The organism is Exiguobacterium sp. s145, assembly GCF_018618835.1.
Lineage (GTDB): Bacteria > Bacillota > Bacilli > Exiguobacteriales > Exiguobacteriaceae > Exiguobacterium_A > Exiguobacterium_A artemiae.
On record NZ_JACSMV010000007.1, the window covers coordinates 13,493 to 35,247 of the forward strand.

Sequence of the window (21,755 nt, forward strand, 5' to 3'; positions counted from 1 at the left end):
TTTTCGGAATTTCAGTACTCTTTAAGACTAGCAAAAATAGTTGGTCAGGCGCAAGCAATGACCCTCAGAAATTACTGTTCGTCACGCGGGGCGAATACCGAGACACCGCCACCTGGAACCGGGAAAACACCGAAACCTTCTTCATCAATCACAACAGGCTCTTCTTGGTGATTTGTATAATCGAACCACTCTTCTCCGGCACGTGTTTCGCCGACAAACATCCGTTTTTCACACATATCCGCATTTGAGAGCAAGACGGCACATCCTGAGTTCGGGAATTCTTCGACACCGCGACGCACCCAGCCGACGCAATGTGCATCATCCAGATAGTCTTCCTGTTCACCGTATGCTTTATGGTAACGCGTATACAACAACGCATCGATCATCTCTTTTTTACCTTCGACCGGATGCGGTCCTTGCACACCATAGTAATCTCCGTAGAAGACACATGGATAACCGTCTTTGCGTAATAAAACAGAGGCATATGCATGCTGTTTGAACCAGTCATCGATCCACGACTCAAGCGATTCGCCCGGTTGGGAATCATGATTATCAACAAATGTCACGGCATTCGTCGGGTGGGATTCGACGAGTGTATCCGCAAACAACGTCGTCAAATCAAAATCCTGTCCTTGTTGCGACGCTTCATGGAATTTATAGTGAAGCGGCACATCAAACAAATCAATCGTATAATCGACACTGTCTAAGAACTGGCGGCAGTCATCTAAGTCCGACTTCCAAAATTCGCCGACCATATAAAAACCGTCCGGATCGTCTCCGATCATCGACTTCGCGAACTCGTTGACGAATTCATAGTTGATGTGTTTGATGGCATCCAAACGGAAACCTTGGCAATTGATTGTTTCTTTAAACCAGTTTCCCCAGTTGATCATTTCTTGTCGGACTTCCGGATGATTGTAATCGATGTTAGCGAACATCAGATAATCATAGTTCCCAAATTCGTTGTCGACTTGATCGTTCCAATCTTTATTTTTACCGGAAATCTTAAAGACACCCGTTTTTTCTTCCCGTGCATCAAAATCTGTTCCATTAAAGAATTCATGTGTCCAGATGAAATCCGAGTATTTACCGTTTCGTCCCGGGAACGTAAACTTCGTCCAGGCCTCGATTTCAAACTCTTCTGAAATTTCTTTCGAACGGTCTTCCGGATGTACTTCCACGACGTTAATCGTTTCGAGCTCATCGGCTGCCGCTTTATGGTTCATGACGACATCGGCGTAAACGGCGATATCATTTTCATGTGCGACTTGAATGGCTTCGATCAACTCGTCTTTTGTTCCGTACTTCGTGCGGACTGTTCCTTTTTGGTCGAACTCTCCTAAATCATAGACATCGTAAATGCCATACCCTGTATCTTCATCTGATTGTCCCTTTGACGCTGGTGGAATCCAAACAGATGTGATGCCTGCAGCACGCAGTTCCGGCGCTCTCTCTTTCAAGCGTTGCCAATGCTTCCCATCATTCTCTACATGCCACTCAAAAAACTGCATCATCGTATGGTTACGTTCCATCTCTCTTCGCTCTCCCTTAAATTGCCATAGTATGAATATTATTGTATTAACATTATTACAATATCTTTAATATTCCCCAAGCAACCAAAAATAAACGCACACCCTAAAAAAAGAGTGTACGTTTATACAATGGACCCTGCAGGACTCGAACCTGCGACCGGACGGTTATGAGCCGTCAGCTCTAACCAGCTGAGCTAAGGGTCCTTAAGTAATAGTAGCGGTGGAGGGAGTCGAACCCACGACCTCACGGGTATGAACCGTACGCTCTAGCCAGCTGAGCTACACCGCCATGATGGTTAAAAACAACTAATATCAGATTACTAAAATCGATCTGAAATGTCAATAAATTATCTTAAAAAAACAAAGAGGAATTTCTTTTCAGAAATTCCTCTTCTCTCATATTTTCTTTCATGCCGTTCCGGAACGTTGTTCAAGCACCAAATCCGTAATGTTAACGGCATGATCCCCGATCCGTTCCAGGTTCGACAGCAAGTCAACAAAAATCATACCGGCTTGACCTGTACATTCGCCTGCATTCACCCGTAAGACATGATGCTTGCGGAAGGAACGTTCCAGTGAATCGAGTTTCCCTTCCAGTTCAAGCACTCGGCGTGCCAATGAAACATCATCCAGTTCGACTGCTTTAATGGCGGTCTCAACGATTTTTTGCGTCAGGATATACATTTCATCCAATTCTTTTTTCGCTTTTTCAGTAAACGTAATCCGGTTAACGATCTGGAAATCGACCAACTCGATGACGTTTTCGACATGATCCCCGATCCGTTCAAAATCGTTGACGGCATGCATGAGCAGGGAATGATCATTCGATTCCCGCTCGGACAAGTCATGCGCGGCGACTTTAACAAGGTAGCTTGTCACTTCCGTATTCAGATGGTTGATCGCATACTCAATCTGACCGGCATCCGAAACATCCTTTTTATCGTGTGATTGCGTATAACGATGTGCTTTTTCAAGTGCGTCTTTCGAGAATTCTCCCATCCGCAACACTTCCAGTTTCGCCTGGCTTAACGCAAGTGACGACGACTGGTTCAGGATATTTTGATCGAGGTGGCGCGGTTTTGAATCGACGGTCGTATCCGTTCCAGGGACGACTTTTTGGACGAGCCATGCGATTTGCGCGATGAACCAGCATTGAATCAGCGTATTGACGACGTTAAACGTTCCGTGGGCAAAGGCAATCTGCATTTTCGGTTCCAAATCAAGTGCACCTGTGATCCACGTTATGAAACTTGAGAACAGCGGTAAAGCCAGCAAGAAGATGACTGTCCCGACGATGTTAAAGATGACGTGTGCGGCGGCTGTCCGTTTTGCCGCAATCGAAGCCCCGAGTGCCGCAAGGACTGCTGTGATTGTCGTCCCGATATTATCACCGAACAAGACCGGCAATGCCGCTTTGATATCGATCATTCCGCCGTCATACAATTCTTGTAATATCCCGATCGTCGCAGAGGATGATTGGACCAACATAGTAAAGACCGTTCCGACAAAAACACCGAGCAAAGGGCTATCCGACATCGATACCGTCAAATCACGGAACCATTCGCTTGATTCAAGCGGTGCCATTCCGTCTCCCATGAGCGTCAATCCATAAAAGAGCGCCCCGAAACCAAAGAAGATTTGACCGATGTATTGAATCCGTTCTTTATTGAAGAAGAAAATCAAGAACGCTCCGAGCGCAATCGCCGGGAGTGCCGCTTCCTTCACGTTAAAGCCGATGATAAAGGCAGTGATGGTCGTTCCGATGTTCGCCCCCATGACGACACCGATGGCTTGACGCAGGTTCATTAATCCGGCGCTGACCAGACCGACGACGATGACAGTTGTTCCGGATGATGACTGGATCAAGACCGTAACGACGATACCCGCTAAAATCCCGAGAAACGGGTTGGAGGTATATTTATCTAAAATGTACCGTAACCGGTCTCCCGCTGTTTTTTGAAGACCATCTCCCATATACTTAATACCGAATAGGAAAATACCGAGTCCACCGATAAAGGTGAAAATCATTTCCTGTAAATCATAGTTCATCTTGTCATCTCCTCATATAAAAAGTGGAATTGATTTGTTGTTAAGAATTCATTGTTTCAACCCCCCTATTATGTAAAGGTCTGATGAACTTGTAAATAGTTTTTCACACATTCGATTGTTAAGGTTTTATTAATCTGTACCAAAACAGATAAACCCTTTAAAAAAAGGGTTTATAACTAATTTATTTTTTGTTATAAAACAGAAGAAAGAGTGATTGAATTGCATTTTTTAAGTCAACTACTTAATTACTTACAAACTACCTTAGTTCCAAATCGCGGTTTTTTAAAGACTCGTCTCGCTGATGTCTCCCTTTATTTTTGTGGATTAGCATGGATTTCCTTGTGGTCAACAATCATTGACAGCATCTTTCTCCAGCAGTCGATTCCGTTCATCATTTGGTTTATCCTGCACTTCATTTTTATCGCAATCGCGATTTTGTTGTACCTGTTATCCGTTTCCTATCTGAATCGCTGGTTCATTCAGTGGATTTTGCCAAGACCATGGGCGTTTCGCCAAGTATTTCCTTATACGGTCGCCGCAAACATCTGGACCTTTCCAATCGGTGTTTTCCTGTATCAGTTCGGCTATCCGACTTTAGGAGTTGTCTTCATCATTGCCGGGCACTTGATTTATTCGTTAACCCCGCTCCTGCTTGCCCGACTAAAGAAAAAATCATCCCGTCCGTCTTCTTGAAACTAGATGGATGAATCTGTTGAAGGAAAAAAACGTCCATCCGGCGACGGATTGACTTTCCACTATTCGTGTTAAACAATTGTAAATGTTCAATTTTCGTTCTTGTTTCTCGATTTTTAGGGAATAGTTCGATATGATAGTACAAGTAGTCACAAACAATCTGGCGTTATGCCACAAAAGGAGATTTTCGATATGCCGAAAATGGTCCATCGCTCTAAGACTCGTCCCGTTCGTGTTGGGGACCTTGTCATTGGTGGAAATAATGAAGTCATCATCCAAAGTATGACGACAACAAAAACACACGACGTCGAAGCGACTGTCGCTGAAATTTTACGCCTTGAAGAAGCAGGATGCCAAATCGTCCGCGTTGCTTGTCCAGAAGAACGTGATGCGCTAGCACTTGCAGAAATCAAGAGCCGGATCAACATCCCGCTTGTCGTAGATATTCATTTCAACTATAAACTTGCGCTCATGGCAATTGAGGCGGGTGTTGATAAAATCCGAATCAACCCGGGTAACATCGGACGCCGCGAGAAAGTCGAAGCGGTCGTTACCGCAGCAAAGGCGAAAAACATTCCAATTCGAATTGGTGTTAACGCCGGTTCACTTGAAAAACACATTCTTGAGAAATATGGTTATCCGACAGCTCGTGGGATGGTCGAAAGTGCTTTGCACCACATTAAGATTCTTGAGGATCTCGATTTCCACGATATCATCGTTTCCTTGAAAGCATCTGACGTTCAATTAGCGCTTGAAGCATATCAACTCGCTTCCGAGTCGTTTGATTATCCGTTGCACGTCGGAATCACGGAATCTGGTCCTTTACGGACAGGTTCTTTAAAATCAGCTGCCGGTCTCGGAGCGATTCTATCACGCGGTATCGGGAATACAGTCCGTGTCTCTCTTTCTGCCGATCCGGTCGAAGAAGTCAAAGTTGCAAAAGAAGTCTTGAAATCATTTGGTCTTGCTGCTAACGCAGCAACATTGATTTCGTGCCCGACATGCGGACGGATTGAAATCGATTTAATGGCGATTGCAGCAGAAATCGAAGATTATATCGATAAAATTCAAGTTAACATTAAAGTTGCAGTTCTCGGTTGTGCCGTCAACGGTCCCGGGGAAGCCCGTGAAGCCGATATCGGAATTGCCGGTGCCCGTAACGAAGGATTGTTATTCCGTCACGGGGAAATCATTCGTAAAGTTCCGGAAGCAACGATGGTCGAAGAATTGAAAAAAGAAATCGATGCGATCGTTCTTGAAAAAGAAGCGGAAAAAGAAGCCGCAAAAGCAAGCCAAGCTTAAGTCAAAAGAGCCCTCTTCCCGGAGCGGCTCTTTTTTTCGTCTCCGCATTTCGATTATGTTATACTAGTGGCAGAAAATTTATAGAATGTTGGTGATGTAAGTGAAAATCGGAATTGATATTGATGGAACAATCACTCATCCTTCTTCGTGCTTTAACTATATGAACAAATATCTCGGAACATCGATTGATTTTGAGATGGCCTCTGAATACGAACTTCATACCTATACGGATATGCAGCAAATCGAGTTTTGGGAATTCATGGTCAAATCGGGTCATGAACTCGGCATCTACCGTGAATCCATCCCGCAAGAACTTGTCAAACAGCACCTGTGGGATTTAAGAAAACAATATGATCTCCATTACGTGACGGCCCGGTCAGAAATCGTTCGTCCCGTAACGGAAGAATGGATTAAACAGCATGAGTTACCGCTCGATTCGCTGATCATGACCGGCTCACACGACAAAGTCCAAGTCGTCCGTGATTTGTCACTTGATCTCTTCATGGAGGACCGTCTCGAAAATGCGATTCAAATTGCAGAAGACACATCGATTCCCGTCATTTTGTTTGATGCGCCTTATAATCGTCGTCCCGTCCCTGAAAATATCGTCCGTGTCTCTTCCTGGAATGAGGCCGTTCAACAAATTCATAAATTTGCCCCAATTCGCTGAAACAATAAAAGCGGAAACGACATTATTCTGTCGTTTCCGCTTTTTTAGTTTCCAGTAAACAGATGATTTCTTCGAGCAGAACCGGTTTTGCAAAAAAATAACCTTGGAATAAATGAATTCCGATGTCTTTTGCAATTTGTACCTCTTCTCCCGTCTCAACCCCTTCGACGATACATTCCACATGCATCGATTGACTCAACTGAAAAATCGACTCTAAAATCGACTGTCTTTTTTCAGACTCTTCGACTTGTTCAATGAATTGTTTTGGTACTTTAAGCTGACGAAGCGGCAATAACCGTTCCAGAACATGATACGAAGCATGTCCTGTCCCGAAATCATCCAATGAGACCGGGAAATCCAATGTCTTAATCCGGCGTAATGCCCGGAGAATCGGTTGGCTTTCAAAATCCAAAGACTGGCTTTCAGTAATTTCAATTTTAATCTGCTTCGGCTTCAAACTGTATTTCAGCAGCATCCGCTCAATAAACGGCATAAACGACTCATCCGTCAATTGCCGCGGAGATACGTTGACCGACAGACTAAACTCTTCCGGAACGAGACCAATCAGCCGTTTTCTTGTTTTACATCCTTCTTCGAAAACCCACTCGCCCAACCGGATGATCAAGTCACTCTTTTCTGCGATTGGAATGAAAACCGTCGGACGTTCTGCTCCCGGAATGGTCGTATTCCAGCGAATCAAGGCCTCTAATCCAATGAAACGGTCCTGATTGGAATCATACTGCAATTGGTAGACCAGGTAAAAATCATGATTTACATCCGCTCGCGACAATGCTTTGGCGGCTTCAACGCGAAGCGATTGTTCTTTGCGCCATTCTTGATTCAGGCACATCACTTTTGCCGAATCCCGGATACTTTCCGGAAAGGCAGAGGTGATCTGGTGAATCCGTTTTGTCATACTGAGTTGATCGACTTCCCCGTCATCGATGACAATATAGAGATTAACATAAATTTGATGGTTTTCGACCTGGTACGGAGCAGACATACGCTGACTGAGACGTGTCATTTCCTCCTCACACGATACGCCGGGCGGTTTCTCCATGACGACCATCAGCGTTCCGCCTTCAACTCGCACGATCGTCAAATAAGGAGGTAATAATGTTTTCAGACGTTCGATACAATCAATTAAGACCTGTTGCTGAATTTCCTCTCCAAAATATCGTGCGAGTTCATGGTAGTTTTCCAGATGAACACCGACCAGTAACAGATTCTTCTGATCCACATGCAGAAATCGTTCTTCCAGTCCGCGGACATTAAGCAGTTGCGTCTGTAAATCGTGGCGGGCCGACTCATGCAATTGATCTGCCAGTTGTTGCAGGCGACTGAGATTACGAAGATGCAGATGATTGATGATCAAAGCGATACAGATGGCAATCCCGATCATCCCAAGCCTCGCGTAATGATCTGTCGGATCAATCTCCACAAGAATCGTATCTGAGCGCACCATGATGAATACGTTCGTCGCGACGATGAGGACAACGGCATACCAAATCATGATCCGGTCATAGGCAATCAAGGCGATCATTAAAAATAAAAAACAACTGGCCCAGACGGTGACTGAGGCATAAGGTAACATACTGATGGAAGCGAACGGAATACTCAGTAACATGACGGACAGAAAGTGTGATTTATGATGAGCTGTCAACCGACTGCGGCTGATCAAAAAGGTTATGATTCCAATAGAAAGCAAAACAGCCACAGTCGTCAACTGATTTAAATAGGCATTTCGAATGGTATGATCCGTCGTCCCTAAAAAAATCAGGGCGCCGACGCTCATTAAGAACAACGCAAAATTTCCGATCCAACGCTGTTGATTACGGACAATCTCATCTACTGTTTTAACGGGCATCTGTCTCCTCCTTTCTTAAGATTAGACTGTTTAGCCATTCGGCATCACTTCATCATACTCCTGCTCTTCCTCTGCCAGCAATTATTCTTTTAACAAAAGAGATCTACTTCTTTATAATTGAAGAAATAGACCTCTTTGCTCAGTTCTTTACTCGTCCAAGTTGATCAATCACATCTGTCGCCACGATACTGCTTGGATGAAGCTGTTGTTCGACCTGCTTGGATGCTTGGGCGTACCAGGATGCACCAAGTGCAATCAACTGTTCAACCGGGATGTGTTTAAAGTATTCTTTTTGACCAAGCAGACTTGTGAGGATACCAAACAGCGTATCGCCACTGCCTCCTTTCGCCAACCCGCTGGATGCTCCGTTGATCACGTAACCACTGCCCTCTGGTGTTGCAATGAGAATCACATGGGCTTTCAAGACGACGATCACTTGATGCAAGACCGCATATTCGCTTGCCTGTCCGAATAAGTCATCCTGGATTTCCCGGACAGTCCGTTTCGTCATCCGTGCAAATTCTCCGATATGTGGCGTGACGACAATCTCCGCCTTCCGTTCCGGATAGCTGTCGCGAATCAATGCCCCGGCATCAAGAACTACCGGAATGTCTTGTGCAAATAAGAGCTCGATCCAATCGGAAATCGAATCTGAAGTCAATCCGGGGCCGATTCCCGCGACATTCACCTGATCGAGCATCTCTTGAATGGCTGTCGTTGTCTGATTGAGAACCATCGCTTCCGGTGCGTTCATGATGAGTCCGACTTGTGCTGTCGGAACCGTTGCAACTTGTAATTTCCCGACTCCAGATCGTAATGCTGCGCGGGCAGCCAGTTGAATCGAACCGGGCATCGTCTCGCTTCCGCCAATCAACAGTGCCGTTCCGTATGTCCCTTTATGACCGTACGGATCACGGGTCAATAACGGCGCAATCGATTCGGACATCAGTTGCCATCCCCCAAAAGCCGGCAATCCCAAATCGATCTTCTCCAGCTTCCCAAAGAACGGAGCCGTCTTCAACAAGAAGGCGGATCGCTTAAAGGCATGAAGTGAAAAAGTCACATCAGCCCGGATCGCTTGTCCGGAAAACCCGTTCGTTTGATCGGACGGAATGCCGCTCGGTATATCGATCGCGTATAATTTTGCTCCTTGTTGTTTTTGTTCACGGACCCAGTCAAATACATCATGGATCGATTTCGTCAGTCGGGATCCGTCAAATCCGGTTCCAAAGATACCATCGACGATTACGTCGTATTGTCCGCAGACTGCCTCCGTTGCGAGACCGAAGTTTTCTGCATAGTGCTGATGCAGATGAGCCGTCGCGGTTTTCACCTCGCCGAACGGCGCATGCATCGTCACGTCGTACCCGTCCCGGACGAGTTCACGGCCAATCACGTAACCGTCTCCCCCATTATTTCCTGTCCCGCACATCACCAGAATCCGCTCTTCCCTCGTATGCCTGTTCTTGATTCGCTTTGCGATTTCACTACCCGCTCGTTCCATTAATACTTCCAGCGGTAAACCGGATGTCTTTGCCCATTCATCAATTTGGCGAGCTTCTTGTGCATCATAAATCATTTTCATCACCTCTGTTCGTCCTATTCCCGTTTTGTTTCATTTCAAGCCGGGACGAATCAAGAGATTTTCAGCAAAAAGAGAGGGCCGGATGCGATCCGCCCCTCTCCTTTATCAGTTGTCGCTTTCGTTACACTCTTCAAACGCATCTCGCTTATTTCTGACAAGCGGCACAGCGTCCGTAAATTTCAAACTTATGATCCTCGACCTCAAAACCAGAGTCCTTAATCGGCGAAACCCATTCCATCGGACAGACATCTAGTGTCTCCGTCTTGCCGCATGTCCGGCAGATCAGGTGATGGTGATGATGACCCGACTGACAGGCGGCTCGAAATTTCATTTCCCCGTCGAGTTCCGTCGTCTCCAAAATATCGATTGCCGCAAAATCATTTAAATTCCGGTAAATCGTATCGTAGCTGAGTGAAGGATGCGATACACGCAACTCCTCCGCCACTTCCCGCGCACTGACATAACGGTTGGCTTCAAACAGGTAGGCCAATAAATCGAGACGTTTGGGCGTCATTTTGAAACCGGATGCCTTCATCCGTTCACGCGCTTGTTCGATGTTTTTTTTCATGCAATTTCCCTCCGATCCAAAACCGTTCAATCACCATAATGAGAATAAGTTCTGCGACCGCCAGCATGACAATCATACCGCCCGGCGCTAAATCAAATTGATACGCCAGAATCAAGCCGGCAACTGTTGCCACTTCTCCAAACACGATGGCATAAAAAATCGTCGCTTTAAAACTTTTGGCAAGTCGAAGTGCTGCCGCAACCGGTAAGGTGATCAAACTGGATACCAGCAAAATCCCGACGACCCGCATACTAATCGCAATTACCAAAGCAACAACGATCATAAACAGAATATGCACCAACCGAAGACGAATTCCGGAAACGCGTGCCTGTTCCTCGTCAAATGATAAGAATAATAACTCTTTATAAAAGGCAATTACAAATAAAATGACGACACCTGTGACAATCAAAATCGTATAGACATCCGTCAAGGTGACAGCGGAGACCGTTCCGAATAAAAAGGACACAAGGTCCATCGAAAAGCCGTTTGCCAGGCTGATAAAAATCGCACCGAGTCCCATCCCCGTCGCCATGATGATCGGAATGGCAAGCTCTTGAAAATGTTTATACTTCGCGCGAAGCCAATCAATCGTCAACGCCGCGATGACCGATGTCACGATCCCGAGGTAAAGCGGATTCAAATCAGCAAGACTCGCCACCATCCCGGATATTAGCAGGCTGAGGGCAATTCCGGCCAGGGTGACGTGTGATAACGCATCCGCAATTAAACTCATCCGCCGGACGACGACAAATGAACCGATCAACGGAGCCGTAAAACCGATCAGGACAGCCGCGACAAGTGCATATTGCAGAAACTTCAATGTCATGAATGCTTCAATCACTGGACGACCTCCCCTTCGTGTATCAGTACACGCCCCGGAACCGGATACAAGGACCGAATCGTCTGTTCATCCAGTTCCCAGTATTCTTTAATACCACAATTACAACCGAGCCGTCCGTCGACGAGATGAATCACATCCGTCACCAGCTTGCTGACAAAGTGGATATCATGTGTCACAAGAACAAACGTCCGTTTGTTATCACGCCGCAGTTCTTCCAGGATTTCATAAAACTCTTTGACGTACCGCTGATCGACTCCGACCGTCGGTTCATCCAGTATCATCAGATCTGGATCATTAACGAGCGCACGGGCGATAAAGACCCGCTGTTGCTGACCGCCGGATAAGTCACCGACTTTCGAATCACGCCGATCCCACATACCGACGGTTTCAAGCGCCGTCCTTACTTTTTGGCGATCCTGTTTTGTCACGCGCCGAAATAATCCTTTTTTCGCATACAGCCCCATCTCGACGACTTCAGCGACCGTGACCGGAAACCCTGAATTAAACGATGCCGCTTTTTGTGAAACATAACTGATGCGCCACCAGTCACTGAAGGCCGCTTGATCTTGCCCAAACAACCGGATCGTTCCCTTCGGTTTTAATAAGCCGAGCATACACTTGATCAACGTCGATTTCCCGGAGCCATTTTCACCGACGATGGCGAGAAATTGTCCTTGTTGCACATTAAACGTCACTTCGTTTAAAACGCGCCGGTCCGGATAATCATATGTCAGTTGTTTGATTTCAATAATTGGTTCTGTAATTGGTTCGGTCATGTCTATTCTCTCCTTCCGTCTCGTGTTAAAACGGAATAATTACGTCTTATCAACTGTCTTATTATAGCGCCAGCCCCCCTGCGTTGCAACCGATGTAACTTTTTTGTGAATAGACGGTTTTCCGGAGATGCACAAGGTACAATAAAAGGATACAAGCTGTCGTTTTCAGAATCCCCGATTCGGGAAAAGATGGATTGAGTACTCAAAGGGGGCGGTTTTGTTTTGAAAAATGAGTTAGCAGTCATCGATATCGGTTCCAACTCGATCCGGTATGTCATTTTCCATCCAATCGATTCCGGTCGATATATTGAAAAAATCAACGTCAAGGTCGTCGCTCGACTCTCCGCTCATATTGATGCGGAAGGTGCTCTCGATTCTGTCGGAATCCGCTTGCTCTGTGAAACACTGCAGCGTTTTCACGAAATCGGTATTACGCATCATGTCGAAGAAACGATTTGTGTGGCGACAGCCGCGATCCGGAATGCAAGTAACCGGCAGGACATCGTTCATGCTGTCGAACAGGAGACACCCTTTACGATGCGGGTGCTGTCCGATGAGCAGGAAGCTTATTACGGCTATTTCGCCATCATCAACTCTACTTTCCTAACCGACGGGTATTCTGTCGACATCGGTGGCGGCTCCATGGAAGTCACGTTAATTGAGAACCGGGAAATGATTGCCTATCACAGTTTTCCTTTTGGTGCGGTCACACTGACGCGGCAATTCCTTTCCGGAGAGACCATGACATTTGGTGAACAAAAGAAGCTGATTAAATTCTTGCGGGAACAATTCGATGAAATTCCATGGTTGAAAAACAAAAAACTTCCTTTAATCGGTGTCGGCGGATCGGCTCGAAACTTTGTCCGCATTCATCAATCTACACTCGACTATCCTCTGCATGGTATCCACCAATACCAAGTCCGATCGAAAGAGTTGGGGAAATTGATTGATGAGCTCAAAGACAAAGCCCCTAAACAGTTAATGAAAGTCGAAGGATTATCTAAGGACCGGGTTGACATCTTCTTACCTGCATTAATCGCAATTCATGAACTGGCACTACATATCGAGGCAGAACAGTTCGTGATGAGTAATTACGGGTTACGGGAAGGCCTTGTCTACGAATATGATTTACACGAACAGGAACAGCGGCGGATCGAGAATGTACGCGAAGAAAGTCTGTACCAGCTGGAAAGTGATTACAAAGTCAACCGTGACCGGATGAACTATCTCGGAACGATCGCTAAATCAATTTACCGGCAACTGGTCACACTCGATATCATTCCGAACCGGGCGGCTGACTTACGATTACTCGATTCCGCCAGCCGCTTACTTTACTGCGGACAGTACATCAATCCGGATACCCGTTCCAACCAAACATTTTACCTTTTGACCAATACCGATTTAAAAGGAATGACGCATAAAGACCGGTTAGCTCTGGCACTCGTCAGTTCCTATTCTTCTTCGAAACGGATGCAGCAACTCTTAAAACCGTTTAAGGACTGGTTTACGGATAAATCAATCGAACGGTTTGACTTACTCGGATCAATTCTCAAACTGACAGAAGCACTTGATGTGACAGAACGCCGCGCCGTCGACAGTCTTGAAATCGCACTTGAAAAAGACAAAAAAGTTCTTCGGATCATTCTCGATACCGGTGATCATGATTATGGTTTCGAAGTCGAAAAAGCAGAAAAACAAAAAAAACATCTGGAGCGTATCATTGACCGGTCCATTCAGTTTGACAATAAAGGAGGCGGCCTTACGTGAAGATAGACTCCCCTGAGTTTTTTAACAACCGGGAAATCAGCTGGTTACAATTTAATGAACGTGTCTTAGGCGAAGTGACCGATACACGAAATCCCTTGATGGAACGATTTAAGTTTTTAGGTATCTTCAGTTCCAATTTGGATGAATTTTATATGGTTCGTGTCGGTGGATTAAAGGATGAGGTACTGGCAGGATTCAATAAACCGGAAAATAAACAACAGCTGACACCGAAACAACAGTTACGTGCCATCGCGACGAAAACAAAAGAGCTTGTCGATCAACAATACGAAGCCTTTAAAGATGTCACTCAAGCATTAAAGGCCGAAGGTATCTCTTTTCTGAAGCATGACGAGTTAAATGAAATGCAGTCAGAATATGTCAAAGCCTTTTTCAGAGAACAGGTTTTTCCGGTTCTGACGCCGGTCGCCGTCGATGCGTATCGACCATTCCCGATGCTGTCTTCCAAATCATTGAATATCGCAACGGCTCTCGAAGCGGAAGACGGTTCCAAACGGAATCTGGCGCTTGTTCAGGTTCCGGCCGTCCTCCCGCGTTTCGTCGATTTACCCGTCGATGATGAAGAAACAACCGCTGTGATCTTACTCGAAGATGTCATCATTTCCTTTATCGATTCTTTGTTCAAAGGATATCACGTCCTGTCTGCGATGCCGTTTCGAATTACACGGAACGCGGATTTACCATTCCATGAAGAAGGAACGCATGATTTATTGAAGTTGATTGAAAAAGAATTGAAGAAACGGCGCTGGGGAGTCGGAATCCGGCTTGAGATCCAGAAGAATGCCATCAATACGAACTTGCTCAATATGTTACGTGATGTCCTCGACCTACAGGACCGGGACATCTATGCTGTCGATGGTCCGATCGATTTGACATTCGCTTTCGCTTTTTACAGCCAGATCGGTGTCGAGTATGACCATTTGATTTATCAGACAATCATGCCTGTCGAACCGCCGGCACTGGAGAAGTCCAAAAACCTATTTGATCAAATTCTGCAACAGGATTATTTGTTGCACCACCCTTACCATACGTTTGATCCAATCGTCCGCCTGATTGTTCAAGCCGCCAATGATCCCAATGTCTTGGCAATCAAACAAACGCTGTACCGCGTATCAGGAGATTCTCCGATTATTAAAGCATTGAAGACTGCTGCAGAAAACGGGAAACAGGTCACTGTCCTCGTCGAATTGAAAGCACGGTTTGACGAAGCCAAAAATATCGAGTGGGCGAAACAGTTGGAAAAAGCAGGTGCTCACGTCATTTACGGTTATAGCGATTTAAAGACCCATTCCAAAATCACATTAATCGTCCGATTACAGGAAGGCCGGATTCAGCGGTTCGTCCATCTCGGAACAGGTAATTACAATGACTCTACGGCTAAACTGTACACTGATATCGGTCTTTTGACGGCAAAGGAACAAATTGCAGAAGATGCGACAAATTTCTTTAACTGGTTATCCGGTTATGGGGAGCAACCTGAATGGAATGCCCTTCATACGTCACCGAACTCGATGCTCGAGAAATTTTTATCCTTGATTGATGAAGAAATCAAATATCATAAAAAACACGGTAACGGTCGAATCGTTGCTAAAATGAACAGTTTGACGGAAAAAGACATTATCGTGAAACTGTATCAAGCATCTCGGGCCGGGGTCAGAATTGAATTGATTGTACGTGGCGTCTGTTGCCTTCGTCCTCAAATCAAAGGCGTCTCGGAAAATATCCGGGTCACGTCCGTTGTCGATCGTTATTTGGAACATTCCCGTATCTTTTACTTCCATCATAACGGCGATGATTTGATTTATTGTTCCAGTGCCGACTGGATGACACGCAATATGCGGAAACGGATTGAAATCCTTTTCCCTATCGCGGATGAAGAACAGAAAAACTATATCAAGGATTGTTTGGCATTAACGATGGCGGACAACGTCAAAGCACGGGAACAAGACGACTCCGGTAACTATCATTACGTAACAAAAGGTAAACAGGAATGTGAATCACAAATTCTCATTCAGCTTTATACGAATGGGAAGCTAAAAGCAAAACCGTCCTTTGAACATCCGCTTGAGCAAAAATGGACACCGGTCGAACGTGCGGAAGAAAAGATCACCTTTGACCCGACTACTAGTAAAAAATAATCGTTGTTTAACGTCAGACATCTTCATATAATAATCTTGTAAGCGTTTTTTCATATGAAGAAAGGACTGGACCTCATGCTTCAACAAATTTTATTATCATTGCTAGCTGGTATCATCTGTGGTGTTGTCTTTACCGCTCTTAAATTACCAATCCCCGCTCCACCTGTTTTTCCGGCGATCGTCGGGATTTTTGGTGTCTTTCTCGGAATGAAGGTATTTTTATTCCTTGCGGATCGTTGGCCGTTTTAATGAATGGATTTATCTGATATCTATAAAAAGAGCGTTTTCCTTCTCGGCAAGAGAAGAAAAACGCTTTTTTTATTTCTTTAATGCTTCGGCAATGACTTTGTCCCAATTGACATCATCGCATGCGGTTTGACACGTCGGTTCCACTTCACACGTCGCACATTTGCCTTTTTTCGCTTTTTTCGTGAAACGGATTAATGAGAAACCGGCATATCCAAAGACAAGCAGACCAATTAAAATATCAATTCCATGCATCCTGCTTTCCTCCCTTTATGAAAACCCGAGTGCGTGCCCCGTTTGATAAATCAAAAATGAAATACCGTAAGCAACAAATAAGCCATACAGACTGGCAATCCACGTCCATTTTGCGCTGCCGACTTCCCGACGGATGACGGCTACCGTCGCAAGACACGGTACATAAAGCAAAACGAATGCCATAAAACTATAGGCACTGAGCGGTGTGAACTGACCGGCCAACTGCCGGCCGAGTTCCGATTCGTTGACGGCATAAATAATCGCCATCGTCGAAACCACTACTTCTTTTGCCAGGAACCCTGTAATCAAAGCAGCTCCTGCCTGCCATGTTCCGAATCCAAGCGGAATCAGTAACATAGCAATCAGACCACCGATCATCGCAAGAAAGCTGTCATTCATATTAACGTTAAAACCACCCGGACCGGTATAAGCGAGCAACCAGATGACGACTGATCCTCCAAAAATGAATGTTCCTGCTTTACGGACAAATCCTTTTCCTTTTTGCCACGTGCTGCGCCATAGTGTCAATCCTTGCGGCACACGGTACGGCGGTTGTTCCACTAAAAACAAGCTGGTCGCTTCTTCAGCTGCCAGAACCTTCGAAAATACTTTTGCTGCAAGCAAGGCTAAAACGATTCCCAGAATATAAAGTGACAAAACAATCATCGCTTGATTACTTGCAAAAAAACTTCCGGCGAACACGGCATAAATCGGCAAACGAGCCGAACATGACATGAACGGTGAAATGAATATCGTCACGAGTCGTTCACGTTCTTCTTCTACAGACCGTGCTGCCATGATACCGGGAACATTACACCCGAATCCAATGATCATCGGGATAAAACTTTTCCCGTTCAATCCGACCATCTGCATGAAACGGTCCATGACGATGGCGACACGCGCCATGTAGCCCGAGTCTTCCAAAAACGAGATAAAGAAAAACAGAACAAAGATTTGCGGAACGAAGACCAGGACACCCCCGACACCTGCGATGACACCATCAATCAACAAGTCCTGAATGAATCCGGATGCACCAAGTTGTGTCAGAACAAAGACGACTCCCGTCGAAATCGGTCCTTCGATAAACGCTCCCAATAAATCAGAGAGCGGGGCCCCCATCCAGTTAAATGTCACATGAAACAGCACGTATAGAACAGCAAAGAAAATCGGCAATCCGAGAATCGGATGGGTGACGACGGCGTCAATCCGGTCCGTCCATGTCTTACGGTCTGATTTCTCTTCGACGACCGAACCGGCACGAATCGCAACGGCCCAGTTTCGCCGACACTCTGTAATATGAGCATGGATGAATCGCCCAAGCTGACGTTCCAGTTCTTTTCGCACTTCGATGATTCGAGGGGATTTCTTCTCCAAATATTCTACGAAGACACGATTTCCCGCTAAATACTGAACAGCCATCCAGCGTTCCTGTTCTTGTAAATCGGCGATTTCGATGATCGCCGTAATCGCCTGTTCCGTTTTCTGTCCGTAATCAATTCGTAACGGCGTATATTTTTTTGCCGCTTCAGGAATCGATGACAGCAAAACTTCACAGCCGTCTCCCGTCCGCGCGACAATCGGAAACACATCGACACCGAGTTCCTTCGCTAGTGCTTCAGCATCAATCGTCGTACCGCGAGTACGGGCGACATCCATCATATTCAGCCCGATTTGAATCGGCTTTCCAATTTCCAAAAGTTGAGCCGTCAATTGCAAATTCCGTTCCAACTGTGACGCATCAATGATGTTGATCATGCCGTCAAACGACTCTTCCATCAAGAAACGTGCCACGACGGCTTCATCTGCAGATAACGGATCTAAGTCATAGACACCGGGCAAATCAATCAATTGTCCACGGTTTCCATGTAATTTCCCGACTTTTTTATCGACCGTCACACCGGACCAGTTTCCGACATGGGCATATGACCCGGTCAAACGGTTAAACAAGGAGGTTTTACCGGTATTCGGATTTCCGAGTAATGCGATTTTTTGTGTCATGGTAAGAACACCCCGATGTTTTTCGCATCACTTTTGCGAATCGCAATCATTTGGTGATGGTCCCGTTGTTCTATTGTCAAAGGACCCTGAAAGCTAGCTCGTCTTCTGATGACGACGGGACATCCTTCATAAAATCCGAGAGCAAGCAGTCGTCTCCGGAGTCGGTCTTCTATTTTATTTAAATCTGTCATCACTACAGGTTTACCAATCGGAATCATTGCTAAATCAGTCATGCCTTTTCCCCCAGTTACTCCATTTTCACTGATAATAATTATCAGTCTTGATTATATCATGGAGACGCTCTCTAAAAAACAGTAAGCACCTCAGGAAAACCCACTGAGGCACTTACTGTTCAGGTAAGGCATGATCTGACGTTGCGGCAACGTCTTCCCTTTTTTCAATTCCTTGATGCGCGAGCCGATGACACGTCGGGCAAAGTGTCTTGAAGTGTCCGTGATACTCATGCCATTCGAGAATCGATCGTTGTGTGTTTCCACACATCTCACAACACGCCTTTAGCGGCTCAAGATGATTTCGCTCGCGAAAACGTTCCATCCGGCGATTTTTTGCTTGATCAATCGTTGTCACATCTGATTCAAAATGACCGGCTTGCCAGGCTTCCACCAACCGTTGTCTGACTTTAAGGTCCGTTTGTCCGGGATTTACCTGTAATCCCGCTAAAGGCGATCCTAACAGTGGATGTCGTAAATCCACGCTGATTAAATCCAGGCACGCATACGTGCGTTCTTGTTCATCCGCTTCTGTTAACCAATGAGGATCTGCCGGTCGTGTTGTGTATTCACTGAACAAAACTTCGGCATACGCAACGATTCCATTTTTCGTCGCCAAAAAGACTTCTTCCCCTTCTGCTAGCTCCGCCGGTAAATAAAACGGTTCTTTCGTTTCGTAATATAAGACGACCGCTTGACGTAAGGCAAATTCAGATTCTTCAATGACTAATAGATGGCACACGCGGCAGACACCTCTCTCGTTTAAATGGATGTACCGATCAGCGGCAAACGCCACTCGGCATCAAAGTTTCCGGAACGTAACATGGCAATCTCTTCACGATACGGTGCGACTTTCTTTTTCGGATCCAGTCCGATATAAGGTGTTTCGAGAATTTTTGGTAAGTGTGCTAAATCTCGGTGATGGACAATCCGATGCAACGGATCAAAACCGATTTCACCAAACCCGATATTTTCGTGGCGGTCTTTTTTAGCGCCGCGGATATTTTTCGAGTCGTTGACATGAATCACACCGAGACGATTGATGCCAACAATCCGGTCAAATGATTCCAAGACTCCGTCGAGGTCATGGATCAGGTCATAACCGGCATCATGGACGTGACACGTATCGAGACAGACGGACAGACGGTCGTTGTGCGTGACACCCGCAATGATTGCTGCAATTTCTTCGAACGTCTTCCCGATTTCTGAACCTTTTCCGGCCATCGTCTCAAGAGCGATTTTGACTTTTTCGTCTCCCGTTAATACTTCATTGAGGCCTTCAATGATTCGTTTGATTCCGACTTCTTCTCCGGCACCTACGTGTGCGCCGGGGTGCAACACGATATGTTTTGCTTTTTCGAGTGCTTCCGCCCGTCGGATTTCTTCTCCTAAAAACGAAACGGCCAATTCAAACGTTTCCGGCTTCGTCGTATTACCTAAATTGATGATATATGGTGCATGGACGACGATTTCTTCAATCCCGTTTTCTTCCATGTGCAGTAAGGCTTCCGGAATCCGCAAATCCGAGATAGGTTTCCGTCGTGTATTTTGAGGTGCTCCTGTATAGACCATCATAGTTGTTGCGCCGTAAGAGGCTGCTTCTTCACTCGCACCGAGTAACATTTTTTTGCCTGAAAGCGATACATGTGAACCGATTTTCATTAAAAATTCCACCCTTCTTCTGCTTCTAGTGTACCAAATGTCGAAAAAAACAAGAACCTTTAGCGATACTAAAAAACAAAGTCCACGAATGACATCGCAGACTTTGTTCAAACCGTTCAGCTTCAACTTGAACGCCGAAAACGGATTATTTGTTTTTACTTGCGTTTGCTTTACGTTCAGCGCGTCCGATTCCACGTTGTTCCTTGATCCGTTCGCGTTTTGCTGTTTCTTTCAGTTTATATTGGTGTTTCTTTTTGTAGCCTGGTTTGACACGTTTTTTCGCTTTTGCCGCTTCACCGGATAAACGGCTGTGGGCTGTTTTCGAAACGGCTGTCTTCATGTGTGGTTTAGCACGACGGCGTTCTTTCACTTCGCTGACTTGACCACTCTTGACATCAACGTTGATGAACTCGATGCCGCGGTCTTCGAGACGGTTGATCGAACCATTTTCGTGATCTTCAAATAAAGTGTAAGCCAATCCGTCCTGATCGACACGACCCGTCCGACCGACACGGTGAACGTAGAAGTCGAGATCTTTCGGAATCCCGTGGTTGATGACGTGGGAAACGCCTGAGATATCGATACCACGAGCAGCGAGATCCGTTACGATGACGTACTGATATTTCGCTTCGTTGATTTCTTTGATGGCTTGTTTCCGACGGCGGGCCGGTAAGTCACCATGAAGCGAACCGACGTTGAGTCCCGCTTCAAGGAAGAGAGCTTCGAGTTCGATTGCTTCCGTTTTTGTGTTCGTAAAGACGAGACAGATATACGGATTAAGAGCTTTCGCCAGTTTCAACGTCAAATCAGAACGATCGCGGTGTTTGACCGGAACCGTATGATGAACGATTTTTTTCGCCGTCTGTTGTTTTGGATCGACGTGTGCATAACGCGGATTGTTCATGTACTTTTTCAGGAACGGTTGCAGTTTTTCCGGAATCGTCGCAGAGAAGACCATCATCTGTAACTTCTCAGGAAGTGCTTGAGCAATCCGGTCGACTTCCGGCAAGAATCCCATATCAAGCATCTGATCCGCTTCATCGATGATGTAGTGTTTGACGAAGTGTGGTTTCAAAGCTTGCTCTTTAAAGAGATCCAAAATTCGTCCCGGTGTTCCGATGACGATTTGCGGTGAGACTTTGACACGCCCGATTTGACGTTCACGGTCCATGCCGCCTGTGATCAGGCTTGTCTTGATGTAATCCGGTTGTTTGACGAGGATCGATTTCAATTCCTCGTGAATTTGCCAAGCCAGTTCGCGCGTTGGCGCAACGATGATGGCTTGCATTTCCTGAAGCTCCGGATTGACATTTTGGACGATCGGCAAGAGGAACGATAATGTTTTCCCTGTCCCTGTCTGTGATTGTCCAATGATATCCCGCCCTTTGAGCGCTGCCGGAATGATCCGGGATTGAATATCGGTTGGTTTTTTAATACGTGCGTCTTCGAGTGCTTCGACGACGAACGGGTGCAAATCGAAATGGCTGAATCCATTCATATTTGTCACCATCCTTTCTCTACTCTTTAACAATTAAAGGCGAATCGTCCGCCTTCACCA

19 protein-coding genes and 2 tRNA genes are annotated in these 21,755 nt (G+C 45.8%); 6 read left to right on the forward strand and 15 right to left on the reverse strand.

Features of this window, described 5'->3' with window-relative positions:
- Positions 1-71 precede the first annotated feature (71 nt).
- The 4 genes from KNQ07_RS07715 to KNQ07_RS07730 form a co-directional block, all read right to left on the reverse strand.
- The gene (locus KNQ07_RS07715) at positions 72-1,532 is read right to left on the reverse strand and encodes an alpha-amylase (RefSeq protein ID WP_214765927.1); all 1,461 of its coding nucleotides are present in this window, start codon (positions 1,530-1,532) and stop codon (positions 72-74) included.
- Between the two features lie 130 nt (positions 1,533-1,662).
- A tRNA-Ile gene (locus KNQ07_RS07720) sits at positions 1,663-1,736 on the reverse strand.
- A gap of 11 nt (positions 1,737-1,747) precedes the next feature.
- Positions 1,748-1,821: transfer RNA gene (locus tag KNQ07_RS07725), tRNA-Met, on the reverse strand.
- Between the two features lie 119 nt (positions 1,822-1,940).
- Positions 1,941-3,581 (reverse strand): Na/Pi cotransporter family protein, encoded by a 1,641-nt coding sequence (locus KNQ07_RS07730; RefSeq protein WP_012369760.1) that lies wholly within the window; start codon positions 3,579-3,581, stop codon positions 1,941-1,943.
- A 339-nt stretch (positions 3,582-3,920) separates the two neighbouring features.
- On the opposite strand from KNQ07_RS07730, the gene KNQ07_RS07735 reads away from it, so the two are divergent.
- The 3 genes from KNQ07_RS07735 (at position 3,921) to KNQ07_RS07745 (ending at position 6,246) form a co-directional block, all read left to right on the forward strand.
- Positions 3,921-4,274: a hypothetical protein gene (locus tag KNQ07_RS07735; RefSeq protein ID WP_234944576.1), complete on the forward strand. Its 354-nt coding sequence runs from the start codon at positions 3,921-3,923 to the stop codon at positions 4,272-4,274.
- Between the two features lie 192 nt (positions 4,275-4,466).
- Positions 4,467-5,576, forward strand: a complete 1,110-nt coding sequence (ispG, locus tag KNQ07_RS07740; RefSeq protein ID WP_012369758.1) for a flavodoxin-dependent (E)-4-hydroxy-3-methylbut-2-enyl-diphosphate synthase — start codon at positions 4,467-4,469, stop codon at positions 5,574-5,576.
- Between the two features lie 100 nt (positions 5,577-5,676).
- Positions 5,677-6,246: a 5' nucleotidase, NT5C type gene (locus KNQ07_RS07745; protein WP_081432737.1), complete on the forward strand. Its 570-nt coding sequence runs from the start codon at positions 5,677-5,679 to the stop codon at positions 6,244-6,246.
- Positions 6,247-6,268: 22 nt separating this feature from the next.
- On the opposite strand, the gene KNQ07_RS07750 is transcribed toward KNQ07_RS07745, so the two are convergent.
- The 5 genes from KNQ07_RS07750 to KNQ07_RS07770 all read right to left on the reverse strand — a co-directional run bounded on the left by KNQ07_RS07750 (position 6,269) and on the right by KNQ07_RS07770 (position 11,883).
- Complete coding sequence (locus KNQ07_RS07750; RefSeq protein WP_214765929.1) at positions 6,269-8,113, reverse strand: GGDEF domain-containing phosphodiesterase; 1,845 nt, start codon at positions 8,111-8,113, stop codon at positions 6,269-6,271.
- Positions 8,114-8,252: 139 nt separating this feature from the next.
- Positions 8,253-9,698, reverse strand: coding sequence for an NAD(P)H-hydrate dehydratase (locus KNQ07_RS07755; protein ID WP_251139504.1), 1,446 nt, complete (start codon positions 9,696-9,698; stop codon positions 8,253-8,255).
- A 145-nt stretch (positions 9,699-9,843) separates the two neighbouring features.
- Positions 9,844-10,266 carry a Fur family transcriptional regulator gene (locus KNQ07_RS07760; RefSeq protein WP_012369754.1) on the reverse strand — a complete coding sequence of 141 codons (423 nt, stop codon included), beginning with the start codon at positions 10,264-10,266 and terminating at the stop codon, positions 9,844-9,846.
- Entirely contained in the window at positions 10,238-11,107 is an 870-nt protein-coding gene (locus KNQ07_RS07765; protein WP_012369753.1) for a metal ABC transporter permease, read from the reverse strand. Before KNQ07_RS07765 ends, KNQ07_RS07760 begins: the two co-directional genes overlap by 29 nt.
- Complete coding sequence (locus tag KNQ07_RS07770) at positions 11,104-11,883, reverse strand: metal ABC transporter ATP-binding protein (RefSeq protein WP_012369752.1); 780 nt, start codon at positions 11,881-11,883, stop codon at positions 11,104-11,106. Before KNQ07_RS07770 ends, KNQ07_RS07765 begins: the two co-directional genes overlap by 4 nt.
- A gap of 222 nt (positions 11,884-12,105) precedes the next feature.
- Between KNQ07_RS07770 and KNQ07_RS07775 the strand changes: the two genes are divergently transcribed.
- From KNQ07_RS07775 to KNQ07_RS07785, 3 genes are all read left to right on the forward strand, one after another.
- Positions 12,106-13,650 carry a Ppx/GppA family phosphatase gene (locus tag KNQ07_RS07775; RefSeq protein WP_214765930.1) on the forward strand — a complete coding sequence of 515 codons (1,545 nt, stop codon included), beginning with the start codon at positions 12,106-12,108 and terminating at the stop codon, positions 13,648-13,650.
- On the forward strand, positions 13,647-15,806 hold the full coding sequence (locus KNQ07_RS07780; protein WP_214765932.1) for an RNA degradosome polyphosphate kinase: 2,160 nt from the start codon (positions 13,647-13,649) through the stop codon (positions 15,804-15,806). Before KNQ07_RS07775 ends, KNQ07_RS07780 begins: the two co-directional genes overlap by 4 nt.
- A 75-nt stretch (positions 15,807-15,881) precedes the next feature.
- Positions 15,882-16,055 carry a XapX domain-containing protein gene (locus tag KNQ07_RS07785; protein WP_012369749.1) on the forward strand — a complete coding sequence of 58 codons (174 nt, stop codon included), beginning with the start codon at positions 15,882-15,884 and terminating at the stop codon, positions 16,053-16,055.
- Between the two features lie 69 nt (positions 16,056-16,124).
- Here the strand turns inward: KNQ07_RS07785 and KNQ07_RS07790 are convergent, their stop codons facing one another.
- The 6 genes from KNQ07_RS07790 to KNQ07_RS07815 all read right to left on the reverse strand — a co-directional run bounded on the left by KNQ07_RS07790 (position 16,125) and on the right by KNQ07_RS07815 (position 21,695).
- On the reverse strand, positions 16,125-16,307 hold the full coding sequence (locus KNQ07_RS07790; protein ID WP_012369748.1) for a FeoB-associated Cys-rich membrane protein: 183 nt from the start codon (positions 16,305-16,307) through the stop codon (positions 16,125-16,127).
- Positions 16,308-16,322: 15 nt separating this feature from the next.
- Positions 16,323-18,305 carry a ferrous iron transport protein B gene (gene feoB / locus KNQ07_RS07795; RefSeq protein ID WP_214765934.1) on the reverse strand — a complete coding sequence of 661 codons (1,983 nt, stop codon included), beginning with the start codon at positions 18,303-18,305 and terminating at the stop codon, positions 16,323-16,325.
- Positions 18,302-18,538 carry a FeoA family protein gene (locus KNQ07_RS07800; RefSeq protein ID WP_214765936.1) on the reverse strand — a complete coding sequence of 79 codons (237 nt, stop codon included), beginning with the start codon at positions 18,536-18,538 and terminating at the stop codon, positions 18,302-18,304. The genes feoB and KNQ07_RS07800 overlap by 4 nt, the downstream gene beginning before the upstream one ends.
- Before the next feature lie 112 nt (positions 18,539-18,650).
- On the reverse strand, positions 18,651-19,277 hold the full coding sequence (locus KNQ07_RS07805) for a hypothetical protein (protein ID WP_012369745.1): 627 nt from the start codon (positions 19,275-19,277) through the stop codon (positions 18,651-18,653).
- A gap of 20 nt (positions 19,278-19,297) precedes the next feature.
- On the reverse strand, positions 19,298-20,197 hold the full coding sequence (locus KNQ07_RS07810) for a deoxyribonuclease IV (RefSeq protein WP_131503965.1): 900 nt from the start codon (positions 20,195-20,197) through the stop codon (positions 19,298-19,300).
- 145 nt (positions 20,198-20,342) lie between these two features.
- Entirely contained in the window at positions 20,343-21,695 is a 1,353-nt protein-coding gene (locus tag KNQ07_RS07815) for a DEAD/DEAH box helicase (protein ID WP_012369743.1), read from the reverse strand.
- Positions 21,696-21,755 lie beyond the last annotated feature (60 nt).